The organism is Streptococcus sp. HMSC078D09 (assembly GCF_001813675.1).
In the GTDB taxonomy this organism is placed as follows: Bacteria; Bacillota; Bacilli; order Lactobacillales; family Streptococcaceae; genus Streptococcus.
In genome coordinates this window covers 36,318-59,297 of sequence record NZ_KV813678.1, presented here as the reverse complement: position 1 = coordinate 59,297, position 22,980 = coordinate 36,318, and the positions used below count along the sequence as shown (strand labels likewise).

Sequence of the window (22,980 nt, the reverse complement as noted above, 5' to 3'; positions counted from 1 at the left end):
AAACAGTATACCACTTTTTCTTAAAAAGTTCTTAAAATCCTAAAAAACTATCCTAAAGTAGGATAGCCGTTATAGATTCTTTCTTTTCTTCGCTTTCTTTGTCAGAGCGACATCACAATTTTCAATCTTGCTAATCAATAGATTGGCAAGAGCAAAATCATCGATGTTCGATTTCATATTTACCTCGTAGTTCAAGGTCAGTTGTTCTCCAGCTTGGGCCGTTGTGACAGAAATAAAGTCAATTTCTGAACAACTTTGGTCCAACAACTGACTGATTTGTTCTGCAACAGAATCTTGTTCTGAGACGGTAATAGTCAAATGGCGGCGCCGTTGATGGTCTGCCTTACTCTGTTTGTTCTCTAATACCAGCCACACCCCTAGTAAAGAGAGAGTTGATAAAATGGCCAATAAAAGATAGCCCGAACCTGCAGCCAATCCTATAATCATAGCTAAGAAAATGGCAATCAACTCTCTCGAACCACTCGTAGCCGAACGAAAACGGATCAAACTAAAGGTCCCTGCCACTGCAATCGAGGTTCCCAAACTTCCATTGACCAAAAAGATCACTAAGGTCATCATACAAGGAAGCAAGGTCAAACTAATGACAAACTCTCGAGTGTAAAGTGTTCGGTATTTATAGGTCCAAGATAGGGCCAACCCTAGAAAGAGGCTGACCAAAAGGGCCAGCAGTAAGCGCAAGGGATCCACCGCTGCTGTGGCATTATTAAAAATAGAATCAAATAGATTAGACATAGGCAGCACCTACCGTTTCTTGAACTGGTCTTGGGGCATAATCCAAGCCTTGTGATTTATGATAAGCACAGCTATATTTTGAAAATTTCTGTTTCACCAAACCATACTTCTCTAAAATATCCTTTAGCCATTTAGGTTCTTGGCCAGGAGCCTTAATTTCCATGATCACGAAGTCATCCTCTAGTAGAGGTTCTCCTTTCTTCCCACCAAAAAGGCTAACAGCCTGGTCTCGAAAGACTAAGTTTTGATCGATTGTCACGCGAATCTTCTGATAAGGATAACCCTGAATGGATTTCTTTTCTTTGAGAGACAAACGATCATAATAAATGAACATCCGTGGTTCCAATCGATGACCATAACGTTTGCGCAATCTCTGAATCTCTTGCACTAAGTCTGGATCTTGTATCTGATGATCTACTGTCCCATCTGTCATCAAGTTGATAATGGCTTGCGAAGTAGCGACTAGGCGGAATTTATGGCCAATTCCTTCTTCATCTTTTGACTTCACCTCTAGAAACACTGGGCTGTCTGCTTGAGGTTTTTCTATATAAGTCCGCATCCGAATTTTTTCACGGCGGTGTTGTTTTGCAAGAGCATCTTGAATGACATCAAAATTTTCCGTATCAAAATAAATGTTTGAAATGGTTGAGGTTGGGTAATCATCTTCTACGACGTATTCTTTTAAGTCTTTGATCAAGTCCTTCACGTCATCTTTTGCGACGATATATTTTGTTTCGATTCGTTTGAAACTTGTCTCAATTGTTTTTTTCATGTTTCTTCTCCTTTAAGAGGGATCTATTGTTTCTAACCTTCAGTAAGTATGAATACGACTTACGTGCTTTCTAGTTTAATGGGACTTTCTTAACTGGTCATTAAGCCAAACTTAAAGAAAACTAAAGTTAAGGTTCCTTTCAGAAAAACTTTAGGAAACTTTCAGCTAGCAACTTTAGACTAGGAGCATATCAATGGAACGAGAGGAAAAGCTCATGAAATCAAACAAATGGAAATTTTTATTAACGGGGGCCACAACCCTCACCTTACTGACAGCTTGTGCCCAGGCGTCATCACAATCAGCTACAAAAAGCAATACTGCACAAACAACCACTACTTCTACTTCAAAAAATAAAACAAACAATTCCAACTATTTTACAGATAAGGACAAGGACAGCTCTTATGATGAAAGCAAAGCATCTACTGTAAAACTATCTGCTTCGTCTGCAAGTGTATCAGGTGACGGCGTAGCTGTATCTGGATCAACTGTGACCATCTCAAAGGCTGGAACCTATGTCATCTCTGGTGAATCCGATGGGGTTCAAATCAAGGTTGAAGCGGGTGACTCAGACGATGTTCACATCGTCTTGAAAGGCGTTACCATGACCAACACCAACGCGCCAATTTCTGCTACGAAAGCAGGGCATGTCTACCTCACTCTAGCAGACGGCACGACCAATACCTTGTCTGATTCAAGTTCAAACAATGATGAAGATGCCGATGCGGTCATCTTCTCTAAAGGCGACCTCACCATCAATGGTTCAGGTACGCTCAACATTGACGCCAAGATGAACAACGGTATCAAGGCCAATGACACTCTCCATATCACAGGTGGAACCTATAAGATCACGGCTGTAGGAGATGCCTTCAACGTCAATGACGAACTCAATATCACTGGTACGACCATGACCATCGATGCAGATGAAGATGCCGTCAAGGTAGATAATGATGAAGATACTTCGGTCGGAACCATGTATCTTTCAGACAACAAAATGACCATCACTGCAGGAGACGACGGAATCCATGCTTCTGGTGATCTGATCATCGATAGCGGAACCTATGAGGTAACCGAGTCTGTCGAAGGCCTCGAAGGAAAATCGATCACCATCAACGGCGGAGATATCACCATCTATGCAACCGATGATGGGGTCAATGCAGCCAATGCCAATGCCAACCAAGATGAAATTTTCTTCACCATGAATGGTGGAACCCTCAACGTTGAAGTTGGCCAAGGCGATACCGATCCAATTGATTCGAATGGAAATATCACCGTTACCGGAGGAACCATTAAATTAACGGGTCAATCTGGCTTCGACTTTGATGGAACAGCTACCTACACTGGCGGAGACATCTATATCAACGGTGAAAAACAAACGGAAATTGTCAACTCCATGCCTGGAGGCGGTGGTGCTCCCGGAGGTGGCGGACCTCAAGGCGGTGGACCTCAAGGCGGTCATTAATAATAACAAATAAAGGCAGGATTTCTTCCTGACCTTTTTTTGTTACCCTTTTTATGATAGAATAGAAAATCAATCAGCTTATCGAAAGGAACATGATGAAAAAACAAACACTCCCTCTTTTCTTCACACTCTTGCTATCTCTTCTTTTTCTATCAGCCTGTGTGCCGGATCTTAAGATCAACTTTAAAAAAGAACCAACAACTACCAGCTCAAAAAAGAAAACCTTTAAAAAAAGTAGCTCGAGTCGTTCTAGCCACCCGATTCGTTCAACTAGTTCAAATAGCTCAAACAACTCCTCTAGCTCTCCTTCAACCACTACACAGCCCTCTTCGGATATCGTCACAACCGAAGGACTCCCTAGAAATGCTCAAGAAGCACCCAAAGATAAAATTTATGCGACAGGGAACTTAAAAGTAGCCTACTCTAGAAATGACGATAAAATTTTTGCACAGACGCCGGATTATGAAGGATATACCACCGCTCTTGTCCAAACAATTCTTGGAAATCCAGAGAAACAAATAACAGACCCTGCTTATATTGCCGAATCTTTTGAAAATACCGAATTAGGAAATATTAAAGGGCTCTACCACGAGGGAAAAATCACAGGGGAACAAGCTCACGCTTTTTTGATGGGAGCTGTTGATCTCAAACAAGCGTCTAAATTCGGAGTAAACTATACCATTTACACCTATAAAAACAACACTATCCAACTGGTCTTTGAAAACGACCAACTTCTCTATATTACACCAAATCCTGATGTTGTCTTCTTTAAATAATAAGAGAGTGAGACAGAAATCGGTCATTCGTTAGAATTCGATTTCGTCGTCCCACCTCCGCACAGTTGAGTAGGGCTGTAAAAGCTGATGAAATCAGCGTAGTAGAGCCTACTCAACCACTGCGTCTTGCTCGACAATCCAAAATCAATTGAGAGGCTAGGACTTTTGTCCCAGCCTCTTGTTTCACATGAAACAAAAAAACTCCCAACACATTCTGTTGGGAGTTCTTGAAGATTAGTCCTCTTCATATTTTTTTGGATTATAGAACCACATTCCGAGGCCTGCAAAAAGAACAATAGTCATCAGAAGGAAGGCCACTTGATTTCCAATTTCTCCTGTCATCGAAATCGTTTGACGAAGACCAGAAACGGTATAGCTCATTGGCAAGAATGGATGAATGGCTTGGAAAAATCCATTTGTCAAAGCAAGAGGATAGGTTCCTGCACTAGAAGCCAATTGCAAGAGCAAGAGGATCAAGGAAAGGAAAGCACCGATCTTTCTTTGCCATGTTGTCAAAGCAGTCACGATAGACATGAAGGCCACACTACCAATCACACAAAGGAAGAGAGTAGCCATCTCATGATTAGCTGATAAACCAATCAAGTGAACGGCACCATAGACCAAGACTCCTGCAATCACCGCAATCGTTCCGTTGACCTCAAAGCGAGATTTAAACCATGCCCAGCGACTTTCAGGATGACGACCGGATGGCAATTTTGCAAAGATCATATTGGTTGACAAGGCACAAACAAAGAGTGCTACAGAGATCATATAAGGAGCCATTCCGACACCATTCACCGGGACATTGTCACGGTCTGTTTTAGACAAAGTGACAGGATCTGCTAAGGTTTTAGCGTTTTCTTTTTCAGTTGTAGCCACATTCAATTGTCCCTTAGCATCGTTTAATCCTTGACTCAAGGTTTGGCTTCCTGTTGCTAATTCACCTAAACCATTTGTCAATGTTTGGCCACCTGCTGCTAATTTGCTGGACCCATCTGAGATTTGATTTGCACCGTCGGCTAGTTTATCAGCACCAGTCACCAATTGACCTGATTTTTCTGTCAACTGATTGACACCAGTGACAAGTTTGTTGACACCACCTGCCAACTCTGGAGTTTTGCTGTTCAATTGCCCTACACCGTCAGCTAATTTTCCAGCACCAGCAACCAATTCACCCGACTTACCTGTTAATTGGGTCGCTCCTGAAGCCAGTTGATTCATGCCTGATGTCAAGGCAGGCATCTTCCCATTTAACTCACCTAGACCAGAAGCTAATTGATTGCTTCCTGCAAGTAATTCTGATGATTTACTATCTAGTTGACCAACACCTGCTGCTAACTGACTAGCCCCATTTGTTAAAGTACTGCTATTCGTCTGAAGTTGGGTTGCTCCATTAGCGATTTTATCGACACCAGCTGTATAAGCGCCGATCCCTTGACTGATGGTTTGGCTAGCTGGCAACAATTGTCCACTAACTGCGGATTGGATCTTAGACAAGCCACTTGACAAGTCTGTCAAGGTAGAAGAAGCTGTTGGTAAAACTTGATTGGCTGCCGTTTGCAGTTGTGTCAAGCTATTTCCTGTATTCAAACTACTTTGGATCGTTTGAATCGTAGTCAAGATTCCTTGAGCCGCCGTTTCACTCGAGCTTGGGCTCGATGAGATCGCCGCATTGATTTCCGCTTGTTGGTCAGCTGTCATTGCTTGATAGGCTGCTGTCCCTTGTACACTTGCAAGGGCATTTGCACGATCCGCTTGGGCTGAAGCAAGGATTGATTGAGCTGAATTCGCAATACTCGTCAAGCCAGATGAAAGTTGACTGGTATCTACCGAAGCATTTTGAATCGCTGCATTTAATTGGTTCAAACCAGCTGCCAATTGATCAATCTGAGCTGATTGGCTTGTAGAAGCTTGTAGCTGACTTGATAATGTTTGAATACCTGATTCTAATTGAGAAACCCCATTTCGAAGAGTAGCGGATTGACTACTTAATTGACCTGCTCCCTCTGATAAAGTAGCAACGCCATTTGTATAGGTCACTAAACCATTTGAAAAGTTAGATAGACCCGAATTCAATTGACGCACGCCATTGGTATAATTCCCAAGACCGTCATTGAGGGTCCCCATACCGCTGGTTAACCGACCAACTCCTGAAGCCAACTGAGGGGTTTGACTCGCCATTTGATTGAGACCATTTCCTAATCGATCCACTCCGGTAGCGTAAGCCATCAAGCCTGTATTAAAAGTACCAAACCCATTATTTAATTGATTGACGCCAGATACCAAATTTGGAAGTTGACCAGCCATTTGATTGAGACCATTTCCTAATTGACCAACACCATCTGTATAAGCTGCTAGACCCGTACGAAGAGTAGTCGCACCATCTGAAAATGCTAAGCTTGAACGAGCTAATGTATTCAAATTAGTAGACAGTGTTTGACCACCATCTTCCAATTTACTTGCACCATCTGCTAATTTAGCACTTCCATCTGCCGCTGTCCCCATACCAGTTTTAAGCGATCCCATTTTGGAAAATAAAGCTGTTGTATACGTATTGGTCACTTTTTCAGCCACTGACTGCTTCATTTTTGTCATCGCAGTGTCGCTCATTTTCCCTGCGATAAAACTATGACCACTGGATGTTTGGTAATCAATGGTCATCTGTTCCGGATGATTGGTTAAGATGGAGCTAGCTTTTTTTGAAAGATCCTCAGGCAGGGTTACAATCATATAATAATCGCCATTTTTGAGACCATCTTTCGCAGCTTTCTCATCTACAAAATGAAAATCAAGTGAGTCATTGTCCTTCAAATTGGACACCATGTCTTTCCCGATTTCCATTTTTTGTCCATTATATGTAGCAGATTGATCCTTATTGACAACCGCTACAGGAAGATCCGAAACTTGGCCATATGGATCCCACATGGAAGATAGAAAAATAATATTATAAAGAGCTGGAATCAAAGCAACTCCAATCATGACAATGATAAATGTTGGCTTTTTAAGAATAGCCTTCCATTCTTTCATCATATTTTTTGTCTCCTTTTTATACACATTGTCTAAATTTCTGATATAATAGATTATACAGTTTCTAGAAATTTTCACAAGTAGGAAATCTTTATTTTTAGACACTGTGTATATTTTTGTGCAAAAAGGATTAACAGATGACTGAGAGCAATAAACGATTAAAAACAAAACGAAATATCGAGGAGGCGATGGTTCGACTACTAGAAAAGGAATCATTCGACCAAATCACAACGGTTGAGTTAGCACAAGAATCCGGCATTAGTCGCTCTAGCTTTTATACCCACTATCGAGACAAGTATGATATGATCGAGCGCTACCAACAAGCACTCTTTCACAAGCTTGAATATATCTTTGATAAACACCAAGATGACAAGCGCCAAGCGATTACAGAAGTGTTCGAATTTCTAACCAAGGAGCCACTCTTTGCGGTTCTTCTGACAGAGAATGGAACCAAAGAGATCCAAACCTTCTTACGACATAAATTACAGATTCTCCTGGTTGATAGTTTGCAAGAGCGCTATAGTCATAAATCATTAACAGATATTGAAAGAGTCTACAGTTCTGTCTATCTGACCAATGCCTTCTTCGGAGTCTGTCAAATGTGGGTTTCTCGGGGAAAAAAAGAAAGCCCTCAACAAATGGCTGAATTTTTAATGAAAATGCTACGGTAACAGTGCCTCCTGATCTAGATAGATCAGGATTTTTTTATTAGCAGTTTTAGGTTTTAAGAAAACAAAAAACTGTCTCATGTAATGAAACAGCTTTAGAAAATTTGTAACTGAACAAAGCCAGAAATCAACCCTTTAAGACAAAACAAAAAGCCCACTGTAGTAGGCTTTCTGCAAAGTATATCTTAAAATTAAAGCATTTTGTTGTAGAATTCAACGACAAGTGCTTCGTTGATTTCTGGGTTGATTTCATCACGTTCTGGAAGGCGAGTCAATGAACCTTCAAGTTTGTCAGCATCGAATGATACGAATGCTGGACGTCCAACTGTAGCTTCAACAGCTTCAAGGATAGCTGGAACTTTAGCTGATTTTTCGCGAACTGAGATCACTTGACCTGGAGTTACACGGTATGAAGGGATATCAACGCGTTTTCCGTCAACAAGGATGTGACCGTGGTTAACGAATTGACGAGCTTGACGACGAGTAGTCGCAAGTCCAAGACGGTAAACAACATTATCCAAACGACGTTCCAAAAGAAGCATGAAGTTGAAACCGACAGTTCCTTCTTTAACTTTAGTAGCTTGTACGAACAAGTTACGGAATTGTTTTTCACCAAGTCCGTAAGAGAAACGAAGTTTTTGTTTTTCAGCTAATTGCAAACCGTATTCTGACAATTTTGAACGGTTGTTTGGTCCATGTTGACCTGGTACGTAGTTACGACGTGCCAATTCTTTACCTGTACCTGTAAGTGACAAGCCAAGACGGCGAGATTGTTTCCAAGATGGTCCTGTATAACGTGACATTTGAAATGTCCTCCTATAAAAATAATTTTTGTAGGAAATAACGTTTTAGACAAACCTGATTCGTTCAGAAAGCCTTCGCCCAAACAGCAAAGGTTACTTTTCTAGCTGACTTCCTGTTGACGAGCTTCATTTTGTCCTGCTGTCATTTCGCACAAATTCTATTTTATCACGGAATAGAAACTTTGTAAAGTCCTTCAAAACAATTTCAATGAAATTTAGACAATAATTCTATGATTCGTTTTTTATATTGCAATTGTTGCCAGTCTCTATCCGTTGCTGGATCCCATTTTAAAGGAAGATCTGCAATAATTTCACCGGGATTATGATTCAAGATATAGACCCGATCACTCAATGTCAAAGCTTCTTCGATACTATGAGTGATCACCAGAGTGGTGAGACCAAGACGTTCCTTACTTTCTAAATACCAGTGATAAAGATCCTGCCTTGTCAATTCATCTAAGGCACTAAAAGCTTCATCTAATAGGAAGACAGAATGACCCAGAAGGTAGGTTCTTAATAGCGCCACCCGTTGCCGCATCCCCCCACTCAGGGCATTGGGATAAAGGTTGGCGATACTTCCCAATTTAAATTCATCTAACAATTTTAGAGCTGTAGATGTCGCCTCTTCCTTAGGAATCTTTTTTAATTGAAGGGGAAGAATAATATTTCCCAATACTGTCTTATGTTCCAACAAAAGATCCTTTTGTAGCATATAGCTGACTTTCCCAAAGGAGATCGGGGCGTTATCTACTTCTATAGCCCCCTTTTGTAAGGGAAGGATCCCAGCAATTAAATTAAACAAGGTTGATTTCCCTACCCCACTCGGACCTAGAATAGAGACAATTTCTCCTTTTTGCACTTCTAGTGATACATTGTTTAAAACTGCTTTATCTCCAAAAGAGAAACTTACATCTTTTACGGTTAAAATATCAGTCACCTACCAATTCATTTGTGAAACCTTTGTCTTCTATGTCATTTGAAACCAATCCTTGCTCTTTTGCCCAAGCATAAAAAGCATTCCACCGCTTAGGATCAAACTGCCCCCACTTGTCCTTGTCTGAAGCATATTGACTGGAAAGATATTTTTGGGAAGCGAGTACAAAATCACGCTGGTTAGCTAAGGCAGGGGCCTGTTTGATCAAGATATCCGCTGCTTCTTCTGGATGCTCTATAGCATATTGGTAGCCTTTTTTCACCGCTTGAATGAATTTTTTTGCTTCCTCTTTATGAGACTTCAAATAGTCATTGTTAGCAATAATAACAGGCGAATAGTAGTCAAATGCAGGAACAAAATCTTTCATATAGAAGAAATTGGTCTTCATTCCCTTTTGCTCAGCCAAAATTCCATCCCAACCGTGATAAATCCAAGCAGCATCAAAGACCTTATTTTCAATCGGAGTAATAGAATTCGAATCACTATTTGGAACCAATTTTACTTGATTAAAATCAGCCCCCTCTTTTTTCATCATAGATTTGATCATTTCCAATTCAATCGGATCATTCCAGGTACCATACTTCTTACCAACCAAATCTTTTGGACTTGTGATCGCTGCATCTTTTCTTGAAATAATCCCTGACGTATTGTGTTCGACGATAGCTGCAACAGCGGTAATACCCGCACCTTTATCCAATTTCTTGGCCATAGAATCTTGGAAATAAATTCCAAATGGAGCTTTCCCATTGATAATCAAATCAGAACTACTGTCTTCCGGAGGAAGTTTTATATCTACATCCAGTCCTGCATCTTTAAAGTACCCTTTTTCCTTAGCTACATAGAGACCCGTATGATTGGTATTCGGGGTCCAATCTAGAATAAAATCAATCTTTTTCAAATCGCTTGACGATTGATTGACAGAATTTTGACAAGCACTCAAGAAAACAAATCCCAATATTATTGAGAAAAATAAACCTATTGACTTTTTCATTAGCCATACCTCTTTTACATTTTTGTCAATTTATTTTTTACACTATTTACAAGTTTGTCAATCCTTTTTCCATTTTAGAATGGTTCGTTCTAATTGGTCAACGAGAAACATACCGAGTAAACTAATAGCAGAAATCAATACAATGATCGCAAACATCGTATCATACTGAAATAACTTCTTCGATTGGATCATATAGACCCCCAATCCATCAAAACCTCCTAACCATTCTGAAACGACCGTACTGATAAAAGCATAGGAAACACTCACACGTAAACCTGCGAAAAAATAAGGAAGCGCTGCAGGAATTTTATAATGGACTAAGGTCTGAAAGCGATTGGCTTGCATAATCTGAAACAATCTCAGAATATCTTGATCGCAATGCCGAAAACCATCTAAGAAACTAACTACGATGGGAAATACCACCGTAATAATGATCAAAACCAGTTTTGGAAGCATACCATAACCAAACCAAAGAACCAGGATAGGGGCCAAGGCAATCGTCGGAATGGTTTGAATAACAACCATAAAAGGATAGACCAGATCATTCACCCATTGAAAACTATCCATGAGAATCGCAAAGCCAGCAGCAAGAAGAACCCCTATAACAAGTCCAATCAAGGCCACTTGAAGAGTAGACAAACTGTGATGAATCAGGAGAACTCGATCTCGTACAAAGGCATTCCCAATTTCAAGTGGCGTTGGTAATACAAATTTGGGGAGGATATTTAAAAATCCTGCTAACTGCCATAAGACAAGAAGACTGCTAAAACCTGCAAATCCTATCAATTGTTTTGAATATCTTTTTACAAGAGACATCGTAACCTCCTTTCTCACAAATAAAAAACGCCTCCAAAATAGGAGACGAATTGCACAAGGTCACTCATAACGAAAAATACATTTCATTTGTTTCCTACGCTGGCATTACCCAGATCAGGTGCGGTCGAAGCTTACACTTCCTCTCAGACTGTACACAGACTCCCATATGTATTTATTATAATAACTGATTTAGACGATAAAAGCAAGAAATTAATCCAAATAACGAATTAAATTTTTCTCTGTTAAAATATCTGAATAGGTGTAAGACTCCACGTATGTATTGGCCGGTTCACCTGGTAAGCTATTGTCGTTCGTATACTCGATAATAAATAAAGAAGGATAGACCTCAATCAAGCGTCCAAATTTATTTTTTTGACGTTTCCGTCCATTTTCAAGTGTCATTTCAACCACTTGTCCTTCATGAGCCTTGATCTCTTCCTTAATTTTTTTCATTTTTGCAACATCTGTAAATGCATCACTCATCTTATTGATCCTCTCTCTTTGAAATACTTGAGAATTTATTGTATTCCTTTTGGAATATTAATTCGACTGTCCCACGCGCACCTGAACGGTTTTTCTCGATAATCACTTCAACCGTATTATTAGGCATTCCATCTTCGTCCTCTTCACCAGCTCGATCATAATAATCATCACGGTACAAGAAAGCAACAATATCCGCATCCTGCTCAATCGATCCAGATTCACGAATATCAGAAAGAACCGGACGTTTGTCTTGGCGCTGTTCCACGCCACGTGACAGCTGACTCAAAGCAATGACGGGAACTTTTAGTTCCTTCGCCAAAATCTTTAACTGACGAGAAATTTCTGAAACTTCCTGTTGACGGTTTTCTCTTCCAGTCCCTGTAATCAGCTGCAGGTAGTCAATCAGAATAAGACCGAGATTCCCTGTTTCCTGCGCTAATTTTCTTGCTCTCGAACGAATCTCAGTGATCCGAATTCCTGGGGTATCATCGATGTAAATACTCGCATTGGCCAAATTTCCTTGAGCAATGGCATATTTCCGCCACTCTTCATCCGTCAATTGACCTGTACGAATCGAATGGGATTCAATCAAGCCTTCAGCTGCTAACATCCGGTCAACCAAACTTTCAGCACCCATTTCTAATGAGAAAATAGCCACTGTCTTATCCAACTTTGTCCCGATATTTTGAGCAATATTTAGAGCAAAGGCTGTTTTCCCTACCGCAGGACGAGCCGCTAAAATAATCAATTCTTCCTCATGTAGCCCCGTCGTCATATGGTCCAAATCGCGATAGCCTGTCGCAATACCCGTGATATCAGAGGTTTGAAGCGAACGGGCTTCTAAGCTACCAAAATTTATATTCAAGATGTCTCGAATATTTTTAAATCCACTACGATTTGCGTTTTCACTAACATCAATCAGAGCTTTTTCAGCACCCGCAATGATTTCATCTGAAGGACTTGCACCATCATAAGCTTGATTAATACTTTCCGTTAATCGAGAGATCAATCGACGTAAGACAGCTTTTTCGGCAACAATCTTCGCGTAATACTCCGCGTTAGCTGAAGTTGGTACCGAATTAATGACTTCTACCAAATAGGAGAGACCGCCAATATTTTGGAGATCCCCCTGACTATCTAAAATATTTCGAACAGTCGTCGCATCAATCGCATCCCCGCGGTCAGCTAGATCAATCATGGCTTTAAAAATCAAACGGTGCGAGTACTTAAAGAAATCGCCAGGCTCGATATATTCACGAACAAAGACCAATTTCCCCTCATCAATAAAGATGGCTCCCAACACTGATTGCTCCGCTTGGATATCCTGAGGTTGTGTTCGTAATTCCTCTATCTCAGCCATAAAAAACCTTTCTATCGATCGTGTTTACCCTTCGCTTACACGAATATTAATCACACCTGTAACATCTTGATAAATTTTTACAGGGACGTCAATCAAACCTGTTGAACGAATTGGAGAGGAAACTTGGATATGACGTTTATCAATTTTAATGCCAAATTGTTTCTCAAGCTCTTCTGCAATCTTTTTATTGGTAATAGAGCCGAAGGTACGGCCATCTGGCCCAATTTTTTCAGTGAATTGAACAACAGTTGCTTCTTCTTCTAATTTCGCTTTAATCTTTTGCGCTTCCGCTAACAATTCAGCATGCGCTTTTTCTTCTGACTTTTGCTTTCCACGAAGCTCACCGATTGCTTGGGCATTGGCTTCTTTCGCAAGATTTTTCTTGATCAAAAAATTTTGTGCATAACCAGTAGGCACTTCTTTAATTTCGCCTTTTTTACCTTTACCTTTTACATCCGCTAAGAAAATAACTTTCATTCTACATTCTCCTTTTCAATAGTTACTTCGTTTTCAATAGTCTCAATCAGTTGTTGACGAATACTCATCAAATCTTGACCCTCAATTTGAGAGGCTGCCGAGTTGAAATGACCTCCTCCGCCAAGCTGTTCCATGATACGCTGTACATTGACTTTGCTTCGACTTCGTGCAGAAATCGAGACAGTCCCACTTTGATTACAAGCAATGACAAAGGTTGCTTCCACCTCAGACATGGCTAGCATACTATCAGCTGCTTTACTAATGGTTACTGAATCATAGGCTTTAGTCGTATTGGCACAAGCTACGATGATATGTGGCAAAATCTTTTCACCAGTCAAGATCAGTTCGTTCACTTCGCGGTACTCGTCAAACTGAATCGCAGAGATCTCCTGGATGGTTACACTATCACTACCTCTTGAACGAAGGTAACTCGCCACATCAAAGGTCCGACTCGTAACACGTGCGGAGAAGTTCTTAGTATCCAGCATAATTCCAGCCATCAAGACACTAGCTTGAATCTTCGTTAACCGATTTTTCTTCGACTTCTGGAACTGAATAAGTTCACTAACCAATTCGCTCGCACTACTTGCTCCACTTTCAATATAGGTGATCAGAACATTTTCAGGGAAATCATCATCCCGACGATGATGGTCAATGACAATAATCTGTTGGAATTCCTGATAAAATTCTTTAGAAAGGGTCAAGGCTGTCTTAGAATGGTCAACCATAATTAACAAAGAGCGATCCGTCACCATTTGCATGGCTTCCTCTAGGGGAAGGATTTTCGTTACCTGCTCTTCTTCTAGTTTCGCAATTGCTCTTGAAATATCACTAGCCATTGCATGCGGGTCATAGACCACATAAGAGGAAGCCAAAATATTGCTAGAGAAAAACTGCATTCCCACAGACGCTCCTAAAGCGTCCATATCCAAGTTTCTATGCCCAACAATGAAAACTTGATCAACGGATTTAATCTTATCCGAAGTAGCTGTCATCATAGCGCGTGTGCGGGTCCGAGTCCGCTTAACAGCTGAAGCTGTTCCCCCACCAAAGAAAATAGGGTTTTTCTGTTCATCATTTTCTTTGACTACTGCTTGATCCCCACCACGAACTTCCGCAAGGTTTAGGTTCAAGAGAGCCACTTTACCAATCTCATCATGCTCTCCATCACCGTACGAGAATCCCATACTTAAGGTAATAGGTAGCTCACGATTTTTAGCTTCTTCACGGAATTGATCGATGACTGAAAATTTTGATTCCATCAACTGTTCTAAGACCGTGTAGTCTGTAAACAAATAGAAACGATCCATCCCCACACGTCTGTAAAACATATGGTAATGAGCTGTAAACTCTTCTACAAAGTTGGCAATAAAACTATTGATATTACTAATATCAGAGTCTGAAATGACATCTTCCAGATCATCATAGTTATCAACAGAAATAATACCGATAACAGGACGAGTTGTCACCAATCCCACAGTTGCTTCATACTCACTTGAAACATCAAAAAAGTAAACAACACTAGACGTCTGATCAAAGTAAACGGAATATTTCTTATCGGCTACAGTGACATAATGTCCTTTATCCTCAAATAGAGTATTGAGTAACTTTTTCAAGGATTCAACATCAAAGTCGCCATCATCTGTTGAAAAAATCAATTCAGCATAAGGGTTGAACCACTCTACTTCATTTGACTCTTCATTAATTTTGATAACTCCAACAGGCATTTTATCAAGGAGGGATGCTAATCCGCTTTCTGCCTGATGGTTAACGTATTGTATTTGTTCTAATTCATCTAACTCTGAAATTTGTAACTGGTATTCAAATAAAGCAATCAATCCAGCTAAGACTAAAAAAATTGCAATGAGAGTTACATAGCCTTTGCCAAAGATTCTTAAAAAAATTGCTAAAATTGCAAATGAAATAAAACCAATTAACACATAATGGATGAACGATAAACGAAATTTTTTCATCATAAACCTCTCCTCGGAATTATACCATAAATAGAGGTAAAAAGCGAGGTTTCTCTCTATATTACAGAGAAGATTGACCCGTAAAAAGCTCTTCCTCCGCCTCACTACTTTGTAAACAACGTTTACAACTATGTAAATAGCAACAAAAGATTTCAATCCATAAAATTGAGGCTGAAACATCATCTCAGCCCCATTTTATTAGTGGTTTGCCTTGCTTTTGAAGATACTCCGAGATTTACCTTCCAAGTAAACCATTAAAATAGAGATATCCGCTGGATTGACACCTGAGATACGACTTGCTTGACCAATCGTTTCTGGATTAATTAATTTAAATTTTTGACGCGCTTCGGTTGCGATGGAGTCAATATCATCCCAGTCAATATTCGCAGGAATTCGTTTTTCTTCCATACGCTTCATTTTTTCGACTTGGTCCATTGCTTTTGAAATATAGCCTTCGTATTTAATTTCAGTTTCAATCAATTCAATGATTTTATCATCCAGTTCTTCAGCTGCAGGACCTATAAATTCTACCACATCTTGGTAAGAGACTTCTGGTCTTCGCAAGAATTCTTTGGCTGTGACAGCATCTGTCAAAGGTTTAAAGCCTAGTGCTGCAACCTTCTCGTTCGTTTCCTTTACAGGTTTTAACTTGATACTGTCAAGGCGCTTCATTTCATTTTCAAACTGATACTTCTTGGTTTCAAAACGTGCCCAACGTTCATCGTCAACCAAACCAACCTCGCGACCGATTTCTGTTAAGCGCATATCTGCATTATCATGACGAAGAATCAAACGATATTCAGCACGACTGGTTAACAAACGATAGGGCTCAACTGTTCCTTTAGTCACCAAGTCATCGATCATGACCCCAATATAACCATCACTCCGTTTCAAGATGAGCTCTGGTTTTCCTTGGATTTTCAGCGCAGCATTAATCCCTGCCACAATCCCTTGACCAGCGGCCTCTTCATAGCCAGATGTTCCATTGGTTTGGCCTGCTGTAAAGAGACCTGAGATTTTCTTAGTTTCTAGTGTTGCTCGCAATTGATGTGGAAGAACCATATCATACTCAATCGCATAACCGGTTCGCATCATTTCAGCCTTCTCAAGTCCCTTAATAGAATGGACGAGATCCCGCTGAACATCCTCTGGTAAACTCGTTGACAACCCTTGAACATAGACTTCTTCTGTGTTTCGTCCCTCTGGTTCTAAGAATAGTTGATGACGTTCTTTGTCAGCAAAACGGACAATTTTATCCTCAATGGACGGACAATAGCGAGGGCCTACTCCCTTTACAACACCTGTAAACATAGGTGCCCGGTGTAAATTATTCTGGATAATTTCATGACTATGACCATTCGTATAAGTCAACCAACAAGGAACCTGATCCTTTACATAATCTTCATCGCGCGATGTATAAGAAAAATGATTTGGAGCTTCATCTCCAGGTTGAATTTCCGTTTCGTCATAATTAATTGACGATGCCTTTACACGAGGTGGCGTCCCTGTTTTGAAACGTCCAATTTCTAATCCTAGCCGTTTGAGATTATCAGCTAAATTGATAGAAGCTAGACTATGATTAGGTCCTGACGAATACTTGAGATCTCCAATGATAATTTCTCCGCGTAAAGCTGTCCCAGTAGTGACAATAACAGCCTTTGCCCCATACTCCTGGTGAGTCGCAGTCCTTACACCAACAACCTTACCATCCTCCACCAAAATCTCATCAATCATGGTTTGGCGAAGGGTCAAATTTTCTTGGTTTTCAACCGTTTTTCGCATTTCTTTTGAGTAAAGTTCTTTGTCTGCTTGAGCGCGAAGTGCACGAACCGCAGGACCTTTACCAGTATTGAGCATTTTCATTTGGATGTAGGTCTTATCGATGTTCTTCGCCATTTCTCCGCCAAGTGCATCTACTTCACGGACAACAATCCCTTTAGCAGATCCACCAATAGATGGATTACAAGGCATAAAAGCTAGCATTTCAATGTTAATAGTCGCAAGTAAGACCTTGCAACCCATACGGCTAGCAGCTAGAGAGGCTTCTACTCCTGCATGCCCAGCACCGATTACAATGATATCGTATTCTTCAATAAAATTATAAGTCATTTTTTCTCCTATTTCTCAAGATGGATGTGTCGTAATTTTCCGTCCCATTCTGGTAGGGCTGATTTTAAAAAGGCTGGTTTCAGGTCAACAGTGTGTAAATCATCTAAAGCAATCCAGCGGCAAGGTAATTGCTTTGTATCTTCCTGCATGACCAAAGGTGCATCTTCCAGCAAGTCCACCAAATAATGAAATTCAATGTTATGGTAGTGGATTCCAGCTTGTTCAAAGTGATTTTCAACCACGAAAGCTAACGGACCTGCTGTAGATGTGACACCAAGTTCCTCTTTGACTTCCCGAACTACAGCATCTTCTGTAGTTTCATTGACTTGAATAGCACCTCCGATTGTATAACAGCCGTCCTCATCTTCTATGACGAACAAGCGATTATCTTTTACAATCAAAGCAGTCGCTCTCACGCCAAAAACAGTAGAACCTATTTTCGTACGAAAATCCTGTTGCCTCATTTTACTTCCTTTCAAAATCACACAAAAATAGTCAAAACTCTGAGAAGTGCAGGACAAAAAAGCCTGCAACATCCATGAGCTTTGACCATCATTTCTATTGCTTTTATTATTGTAGCAAATTGAGAAAATTTGTCAATTTAAATATACTGACAAACTTTTCCATCTCGATAAGCATTATCAATCAAGCCACCGCCTAGACACTCTTCCCCGTCGTAAAAAACAACAGCTTGTCCTGGTGTAATAGCCCGTTGAGGTTCTGCGAAAATCACTTCTGCCTTGTCACCTTTAATATGTACAGTCACCTTGGAATCTGGTTGGCGATAGCGAAACTTAGCTGTACATTCTAACGTAAGTTCTTCAGGCATATCTCGTGTAAAGTGAACTTGACTAGCCTGTAAACTTGTTGACATCAGTGCTTCATGATAGAAGCCTTGACCAACGTAAAGAATGTTTTGACTAAGGTCTTTCCCCACTACAAACCATGGAGCATTGTCTCCACCCTGTTGTCCACCAATTCCAAGACCACCACGCTGACCGATCGTGTAATACATCAAACCGGCATGTTCACCCATATCTCGTCCATCTACGGTCATCATTTGGCCTGGCTGAGCAGGTAGGTAGTTACTGAGAAACTCTTTGAAATTCTTTTCTCCGATAAAGCAAATCCCAGTTGAGTCTTTCTTTTTAGCTGTTGCTAATCCAGCTTCTTCAGCTAGACGACGAACCTCTGGCTTTTCCAAATGTCCCAATGGGAACATGGTTTTTTGAAGTTGTTCTTGTGACAGCTGGCTTAAGAAATAAGTTTGGTCCTTCCCGTTGTCAACGCCGCGTAACATATGAACAATGCCATCTTCATCACGCGCCACACGCGCATAGTGCCCTGTCGCTACATAATCTGCACCGAGTGTCATAGCATAATCTAAAAAGGCCTTAAATTTGATTTCCTTATTACACATGACATCCGGATTTGGTGTTCGACCAGCTCGGTATTCGGCAAGGAAATATTCAAAGACACGATCCCAGTATTCTTTCTCAAAGTTGACAGAATAGTAAGGAATGCCAATTTGGTCTGCAACCACTGCTACATCTTTGTAATCTTCTGTAGCTGTACATACGCCATTTTCGTCTGTGTCGTCCCAGTTTTTCATGAAGATGCCGATGACATCGTAACCCTGTTGCTTTAATAATAAAGCCGTTACAGATGAATCCACACCACCACTCATACCAACAACAACACGTGTTTTCGAGTTATCACTCATAGATTTCTCCCATCTTTTCGTTTCTCACGATTGAAGGTCGTGGTTTGCTTCAACGATTGAAGGTCGTTTTGAGCAGTTACCATTTTAACACGCTTTATATTAGAAAACAAGCATCTTACTATTCTTTTTGTTGATCAGGATCGATGGGTTTACAAGTCTGTAAATTTAAAAAGAGTCCTATTCAAGAACTCTTTTCAAACGAATTTAATACCAGCCATTTGCTAACCAGAAATTTTTAGCTACTGACCATGATCCATAACGGTTGACAACATATTGATTGGCCACTTTTTCTTGGTTTGCAGGTGATAAATCACCATTCAAATAAGTGATAGTCAATTGATAACGACCATAATATTGGCCATTTTGTGCTGTATAACTACCACTTGACTCTTTTTGGGCAATCCATTCCTTAGCAGCTGCATCTTCCGCACTCAAGCCATCTGAAGCAGAGACAGTAGTTGTTGCTTGTGTAGTATCAGTTTTACTAGCAGGAGCTTGCTCCGTGGTTTTCTGCGTTGTATTTGCATCTTCAATCTCAAGAACTTGACCAACTGAGATGAGATTCACGTTACTAATCTTATTTTTCTTAGCAATTGCATCAACCGTTGTGTTCTTCTCTTTAGCAATAGCTGATAAAGTATCACCTGATTTGACAGTATAAGAATCTGCATTCGCTACAATTGGAAGGAAAAGTCCTGCAAGTAAACTAAGTCCAATAATTCGTTTCATCATTTGTTTTTTATTCATTATTATGTACTCCTTTATTGGTATACCTCTATACTACACAAGAAATATTTCATATTTATTGAAATTATATGTCAAATATTTCAGTCAGATGTTAGAAATACTAAAAATCCAGGATAATATAAATGCTTTAAGCCCCCTTTAAGATTTCTCAGATATTTCGGGAAAAATAGAAGAAATCATCAGCCATATCTGATATAATGAAGTAAAGTGATCACAAAGGAGCAGAGCATGAACTCTTTAAAATTCCAATCAGTTTTTGATATTATTGGACCTGTGATGATTGGCCCATCCAGTAGTCATACTGCAGGTGCTGTTCGAATTGGTAAAATTGTTTCTTCTATCTTTGGAGAGGAGCCAAAAGAAGTTGAGTTCCAATTATTTAATTCCTTCGCTAAAACCTATCGTGGTCATGGAACAGATTTAGCCTTAGTAGCAGGCATCTTAGGAATGGACACAGATGATCCTAGAATCCCAGATAGTCTAAAAATTGCACATGAACGAGGCATTCGGATTGTTTGGTCTATTCAAAAAGAAAGCAATGCTCCTCACCCAAACACAACGACTATTACTGTTAAAAATGATCATAAAACGATTTCTGTCACTGGAATCTCAATTGGTGGTGGGAACATACAGGTTACTGAGTTAAATGGCTTTGCTATCTCGCTAAATATGAATACTCCAACCATTATCATTGTTCACCAGGACGTCCCTGGAATGATCGCTCATGTCACAGAAGCTCTTTCTCGCTATGATATTAATATTGCACAAATGAATGTAACACGAGAAAAAGCTGGAGAAAAAGCGATTATGATTATAGAAGTTGACTCAAGGAGTTGTGAAGCAGCTATCGATGATATCCGTAAAATTCCTCATCTTCATAATGTCAACTTTTTCAAATAAGGAGTTCATATGTTTTATTCAATTGTAGACCTCGTAGAACAAGCAAGCACGCAATACGAAGGAAACGTTGCAGAGTTAATGATTGCAACTGAATTTGAACTAACTGGTCGTGAACGAGAAGAAGTCCTACGATTAATGACCCGTAATTTAGAAGTGATGATTGATTCTGTAAAGTTAGGATTAAATGAAAACCACTCTCGTAGTGGGTTAACCGGTGGGGATGCCGCAAAATTAGATCGCTATATCAAATCAGGAAAAACGTTATCTGACTTGACCGTCCTAACCGCAGCGAAGAATGCTATTGCTGTCAACGAACATAATGCTAAGATGGGACTGGTCTGCGCAACACCCACTGCAGGATCTGCTGGCTGCCTTCCCGCAGTTCTCACTGCAGCAACTCAAAAATTAGGGTTAAACCGTCAGCAACAATTAGATTTTCTACTGACAGCTGGAGCTTTTGGTTTAGTGATCGCAAATAATGCTTCTATTTCAGGTGCAGAAGGTGGTTGTCAAGCAGAAGTTGGTTCTGCTTCAGCTATGAGTGCGGCAGCATTGACACTAGCTGCTGGGGGAACTCCTTATCAAGCGAGTCAGGCAGTCTGTTTTGTCATCAAAAACATGCTTGGCCTCATTTGTGATCCAGTAGCAGGACTCGTGGAAGTTCCATGTGTTAAACGGAACGCAATGGGAGCTAGCTATGCCTTCATTGCTGCTGATATGGCCTTAGCAGGTATTGAATCAAAAATACCTGTTGATGAAGTGATTGACGCCATGTACCAAGTTGGTTCTAGTCTTCCGACTGCCTTTAGAGAAACAGCTGAAGGAGGATTGGCAGCAACACCAACCGGACGTAGATTACAAAAAGAGATATTTGGAGAATAGCATGCAAGCCTTATTTTTTGACTTAGATGGAACATTAGTTGACAGTTCCAAGGGAATTACAGAGAGCTTTCAACATACATTCGATACTTTGAAGGTTCCTCAACCCGATCTCAAAACCATCCGTAGTTTTATGGGACCACCTTTGATTTCTAGTTTTGAAGCTACACTTCCGGAAACTTTAGTAGATCAAGCAGTGACGCTCTATCGCCAGTATTATCATAAAAAAGGTCAATACAAATCAACTCTGTTTCCTCAGATCGTAGAAGCTTTGAAAGCATTACAAGACGAAAACATTCCTCTTTATGTAACCACTTCAAAACATGAACCAGTGGCTTTACAGATGTGTCAAGATTTAGGTGTTGCTAAATACTTTAAAGGAATTTATGGATCAAATTCAGATCGTATCCACAAAGCCGATGTCATTCGATACGCCTTGTCAATCAATGACCTTCCAAAAGAGGAGACAGTGATTATTGGAGACACAAAATTTGACCTCATTGGAGGTCAAACAGTGGGCATAAAAACCATGGCCGTCACTTGGGGATTTGGAGATCTTGAAGAGCTACTTCTTTACTCACCAGATTTTATTTGTCACTCTCCACTTGACATTCTTGAGACATTAAAAAAATAGGTTTACAAATTGTAAACCTATTTTTTAATAACCCCAAGCAGATAAACCTTGTGAGCTATATGCATTGTATGCAGCCTGGATTTGATCATCAACTGTTGCAGTTGAACCCCAACCTGGCATTGTTTGGAACAAACCACTAGCACCAGAAGCATTTGCTGCATTTACTTGACCATTTGATTCACGGGCAATGATTGCTTCCCAAGTAGAAGCAGGTACGCCAGTCATTTCAGCCATACGAGCAGCCGCATAAGATCCTTGTTCTCCAGCAGTATTTCCATTTGATAGAACAATTCCACCATTTGTTGATTGTGCAGAAGTCACTGCAGCATTTGCTGCATAAGTTGTTTGTTTTTGAGCAGCTTGTGCTGTTGCAGTTGCTGTAGGTGCACTTTCAGCAGTTTTTGCTTGCTCTTGTGGAGCAACTTTATCAATCATAGATTTTGAACGCTCACCTAACTCAATAATTTGTCCTGCATAGATCAAATCTTCATTGGTCAGATTGTTAGATGCAATAATATTTTCTACTGAAGTGTTATTTTCTAGTGCAATTTTTGATAGAGTATCTCCAGACTTCACTTCGTAAGTTTCAGCATTCACTGTAGCAATACCAGAAATGAAAAGTGATGCTGCTGAAAGTAGGGAAGTGACTGTCCATTGGAACTTTTTACTGTTCATGAATTCTATTCTCCTTTCGAA

At 40.2% G+C, this 22,980-nt stretch carries 22 protein-coding genes and 1 riboswitch; of the genes, 6 read left to right on the top strand and 16 right to left on the bottom strand.

Features of this window, described 5'->3' with window-relative positions; all coding sequences use genetic code 11:
- Positions 1-69: 69 nt before the first annotated feature.
- On the bottom strand, positions 70-753 hold the full coding sequence (locus tag HMPREF2926_RS09770) for a DUF4956 domain-containing protein (RefSeq protein WP_070587679.1): 684 nt from the start codon (positions 751-753) through the stop codon (positions 70-72).
- The gene (locus HMPREF2926_RS09765; RefSeq protein ID WP_049492711.1) at positions 746-1,525 is read right to left on the bottom strand and encodes a polyphosphate polymerase domain-containing protein; all 780 of its coding nucleotides are present in this window, start codon (positions 1,523-1,525) and stop codon (positions 746-748) included. The genes HMPREF2926_RS09770 and HMPREF2926_RS09765 overlap by 8 nt, the downstream gene beginning before the upstream one ends.
- A 214-nt stretch (positions 1,526-1,739) precedes the next feature.
- On the opposite strand from HMPREF2926_RS09765, the gene HMPREF2926_RS09760 reads away from it, so the two are divergent.
- Positions 1,740-2,984 (top strand): carbohydrate-binding domain-containing protein, encoded by a 1,245-nt coding sequence (locus HMPREF2926_RS09760; protein WP_176745543.1) that lies wholly within the window; start codon positions 1,740-1,742, stop codon positions 2,982-2,984.
- A gap of 92 nt (positions 2,985-3,076) precedes the next feature.
- On the top strand, positions 3,077-3,760 hold the full coding sequence (locus HMPREF2926_RS09755) for a DUF4947 domain-containing protein (RefSeq protein ID WP_070587673.1): 684 nt from the start codon (positions 3,077-3,079) through the stop codon (positions 3,758-3,760).
- 234 nt (positions 3,761-3,994) lie between these two features.
- Here HMPREF2926_RS09755 and HMPREF2926_RS09750 read toward each other — a convergent pair whose 3' ends face one another.
- On the bottom strand, positions 3,995-6,790 hold the full coding sequence (locus tag HMPREF2926_RS09750) for a YhgE/Pip domain-containing protein (protein ID WP_061590854.1): 2,796 nt from the start codon (positions 6,788-6,790) through the stop codon (positions 3,995-3,997).
- 134 nt (positions 6,791-6,924) lie between these two features.
- Between HMPREF2926_RS09750 and HMPREF2926_RS09745 the strand changes: the two genes are divergently transcribed.
- Positions 6,925-7,458, top strand: a complete 534-nt coding sequence (locus HMPREF2926_RS09745) for a TetR/AcrR family transcriptional regulator (protein WP_003001962.1) — start codon at positions 6,925-6,927, stop codon at positions 7,456-7,458.
- A 188-nt stretch (positions 7,459-7,646) separates the two neighbouring features.
- Here the strand turns inward: HMPREF2926_RS09745 and rpsD are convergent, their stop codons facing one another.
- From rpsD to HMPREF2926_RS09685, 12 genes are all read right to left on the bottom strand, one after another.
- Positions 7,647-8,258: a 30S ribosomal protein S4 gene (rpsD, locus tag HMPREF2926_RS09740; protein ID WP_003002210.1), complete on the bottom strand. Its 612-nt coding sequence runs from the start codon at positions 8,256-8,258 to the stop codon at positions 7,647-7,649.
- Between the two features lie 205 nt (positions 8,259-8,463).
- Positions 8,464-9,195: an ABC transporter ATP-binding protein gene (locus tag HMPREF2926_RS09735; protein ID WP_070587671.1), complete on the bottom strand. Its 732-nt coding sequence runs from the start codon at positions 9,193-9,195 to the stop codon at positions 8,464-8,466.
- Positions 9,188-10,183, bottom strand: coding sequence for an ABC transporter substrate-binding protein (locus tag HMPREF2926_RS09730; protein ID WP_070587668.1), 996 nt, complete (start codon positions 10,181-10,183; stop codon positions 9,188-9,190). The genes HMPREF2926_RS09735 and HMPREF2926_RS09730 overlap by 8 nt, the downstream gene beginning before the upstream one ends.
- Before the next feature lie 57 nt (positions 10,184-10,240).
- Positions 10,241-10,999, bottom strand: coding sequence for an ABC transporter permease (locus HMPREF2926_RS09725; protein ID WP_070587665.1), 759 nt, complete (start codon positions 10,997-10,999; stop codon positions 10,241-10,243).
- A gap of 74 nt (positions 11,000-11,073) precedes the next feature.
- Positions 11,074-11,175, bottom strand: a riboswitch (TPP riboswitch).
- Positions 11,176-11,209: 34 nt separating this feature from the next.
- Positions 11,210-11,482, bottom strand: coding sequence for a Veg family protein (locus HMPREF2926_RS09720; protein ID WP_003009183.1), 273 nt, complete (start codon positions 11,480-11,482; stop codon positions 11,210-11,212).
- A 1-nt stretch (position 11,483) separates the two neighbouring features.
- Entirely contained in the window at positions 11,484-12,842 is a 1,359-nt protein-coding gene (gene dnaB / locus HMPREF2926_RS09715; protein ID WP_070587662.1) for a replicative DNA helicase, read from the bottom strand.
- Between the two features lie 24 nt (positions 12,843-12,866).
- A complete protein-coding gene (gene rplI, locus HMPREF2926_RS09710) occupies positions 12,867-13,319 on the bottom strand; it encodes a 50S ribosomal protein L9 (protein WP_070587659.1) in 453 nt (150 codons plus the stop codon).
- On the bottom strand, positions 13,316-15,295 hold the full coding sequence (locus tag HMPREF2926_RS09705; RefSeq protein ID WP_083307962.1) for a DHH family phosphoesterase: 1,980 nt from the start codon (positions 15,293-15,295) through the stop codon (positions 13,316-13,318). Before HMPREF2926_RS09705 ends, rplI begins: the two co-directional genes overlap by 4 nt.
- 195 nt (positions 15,296-15,490) lie before the next feature.
- Positions 15,491-17,401 carry a tRNA uridine-5-carboxymethylaminomethyl(34) synthesis enzyme MnmG gene (mnmG, locus tag HMPREF2926_RS09700; protein ID WP_070587656.1) on the bottom strand — a complete coding sequence of 637 codons (1,911 nt, stop codon included), beginning with the start codon at positions 17,399-17,401 and terminating at the stop codon, positions 15,491-15,493.
- A gap of 8 nt (positions 17,402-17,409) precedes the next feature.
- The gene (locus tag HMPREF2926_RS09695) at positions 17,410-17,865 is read right to left on the bottom strand and encodes an NUDIX hydrolase (protein WP_021154145.1); all 456 of its coding nucleotides are present in this window, start codon (positions 17,863-17,865) and stop codon (positions 17,410-17,412) included.
- 137 nt (positions 17,866-18,002) lie between these two features.
- Complete coding sequence (gene mnmA, locus HMPREF2926_RS09690; RefSeq protein ID WP_070587653.1) at positions 18,003-19,124, bottom strand: tRNA 2-thiouridine(34) synthase MnmA; 1,122 nt, start codon at positions 19,122-19,124, stop codon at positions 18,003-18,005.
- Between the two features lie 204 nt (positions 19,125-19,328).
- Positions 19,329-19,871, bottom strand: coding sequence for an aggregation-promoting factor (locus tag HMPREF2926_RS09685; protein WP_061604635.1), 543 nt, complete (start codon positions 19,869-19,871; stop codon positions 19,329-19,331).
- A gap of 228 nt (positions 19,872-20,099) precedes the next feature.
- On the opposite strand from HMPREF2926_RS09685, the gene sdaAB reads away from it, so the two are divergent.
- The 3 genes from sdaAB to HMPREF2926_RS09670 are packed head-to-tail and all read left to right on the top strand — an operon-like array spanning position 20,100 to position 22,284.
- On the top strand, positions 20,100-20,771 hold the full coding sequence (gene sdaAB / locus HMPREF2926_RS09680) for an L-serine ammonia-lyase, iron-sulfur-dependent subunit beta (protein ID WP_023919982.1): 672 nt from the start codon (positions 20,100-20,102) through the stop codon (positions 20,769-20,771).
- 9 nt (positions 20,772-20,780) lie between these two features.
- Complete coding sequence (sdaAA, locus tag HMPREF2926_RS09675) at positions 20,781-21,653, top strand: L-serine ammonia-lyase, iron-sulfur-dependent, subunit alpha (protein WP_003002222.1); 873 nt, start codon at positions 20,781-20,783, stop codon at positions 21,651-21,653.
- Position 21,654: 1 nt separating this feature from the next.
- A complete protein-coding gene (locus HMPREF2926_RS09670) occupies positions 21,655-22,284 on the top strand; it encodes an HAD hydrolase-like protein (protein WP_070587650.1) in 630 nt (209 codons plus the stop codon).
- 24 nt (positions 22,285-22,308) lie between these two features.
- Here HMPREF2926_RS09670 and HMPREF2926_RS09665 read toward each other — a convergent pair whose 3' ends face one another.
- On the bottom strand, positions 22,309-22,959 hold the full coding sequence (locus HMPREF2926_RS09665; protein ID WP_070587647.1) for a LysM peptidoglycan-binding domain-containing protein: 651 nt from the start codon (positions 22,957-22,959) through the stop codon (positions 22,309-22,311).
- Between the last annotated feature and the right edge of the window lie 21 nt (positions 22,960-22,980).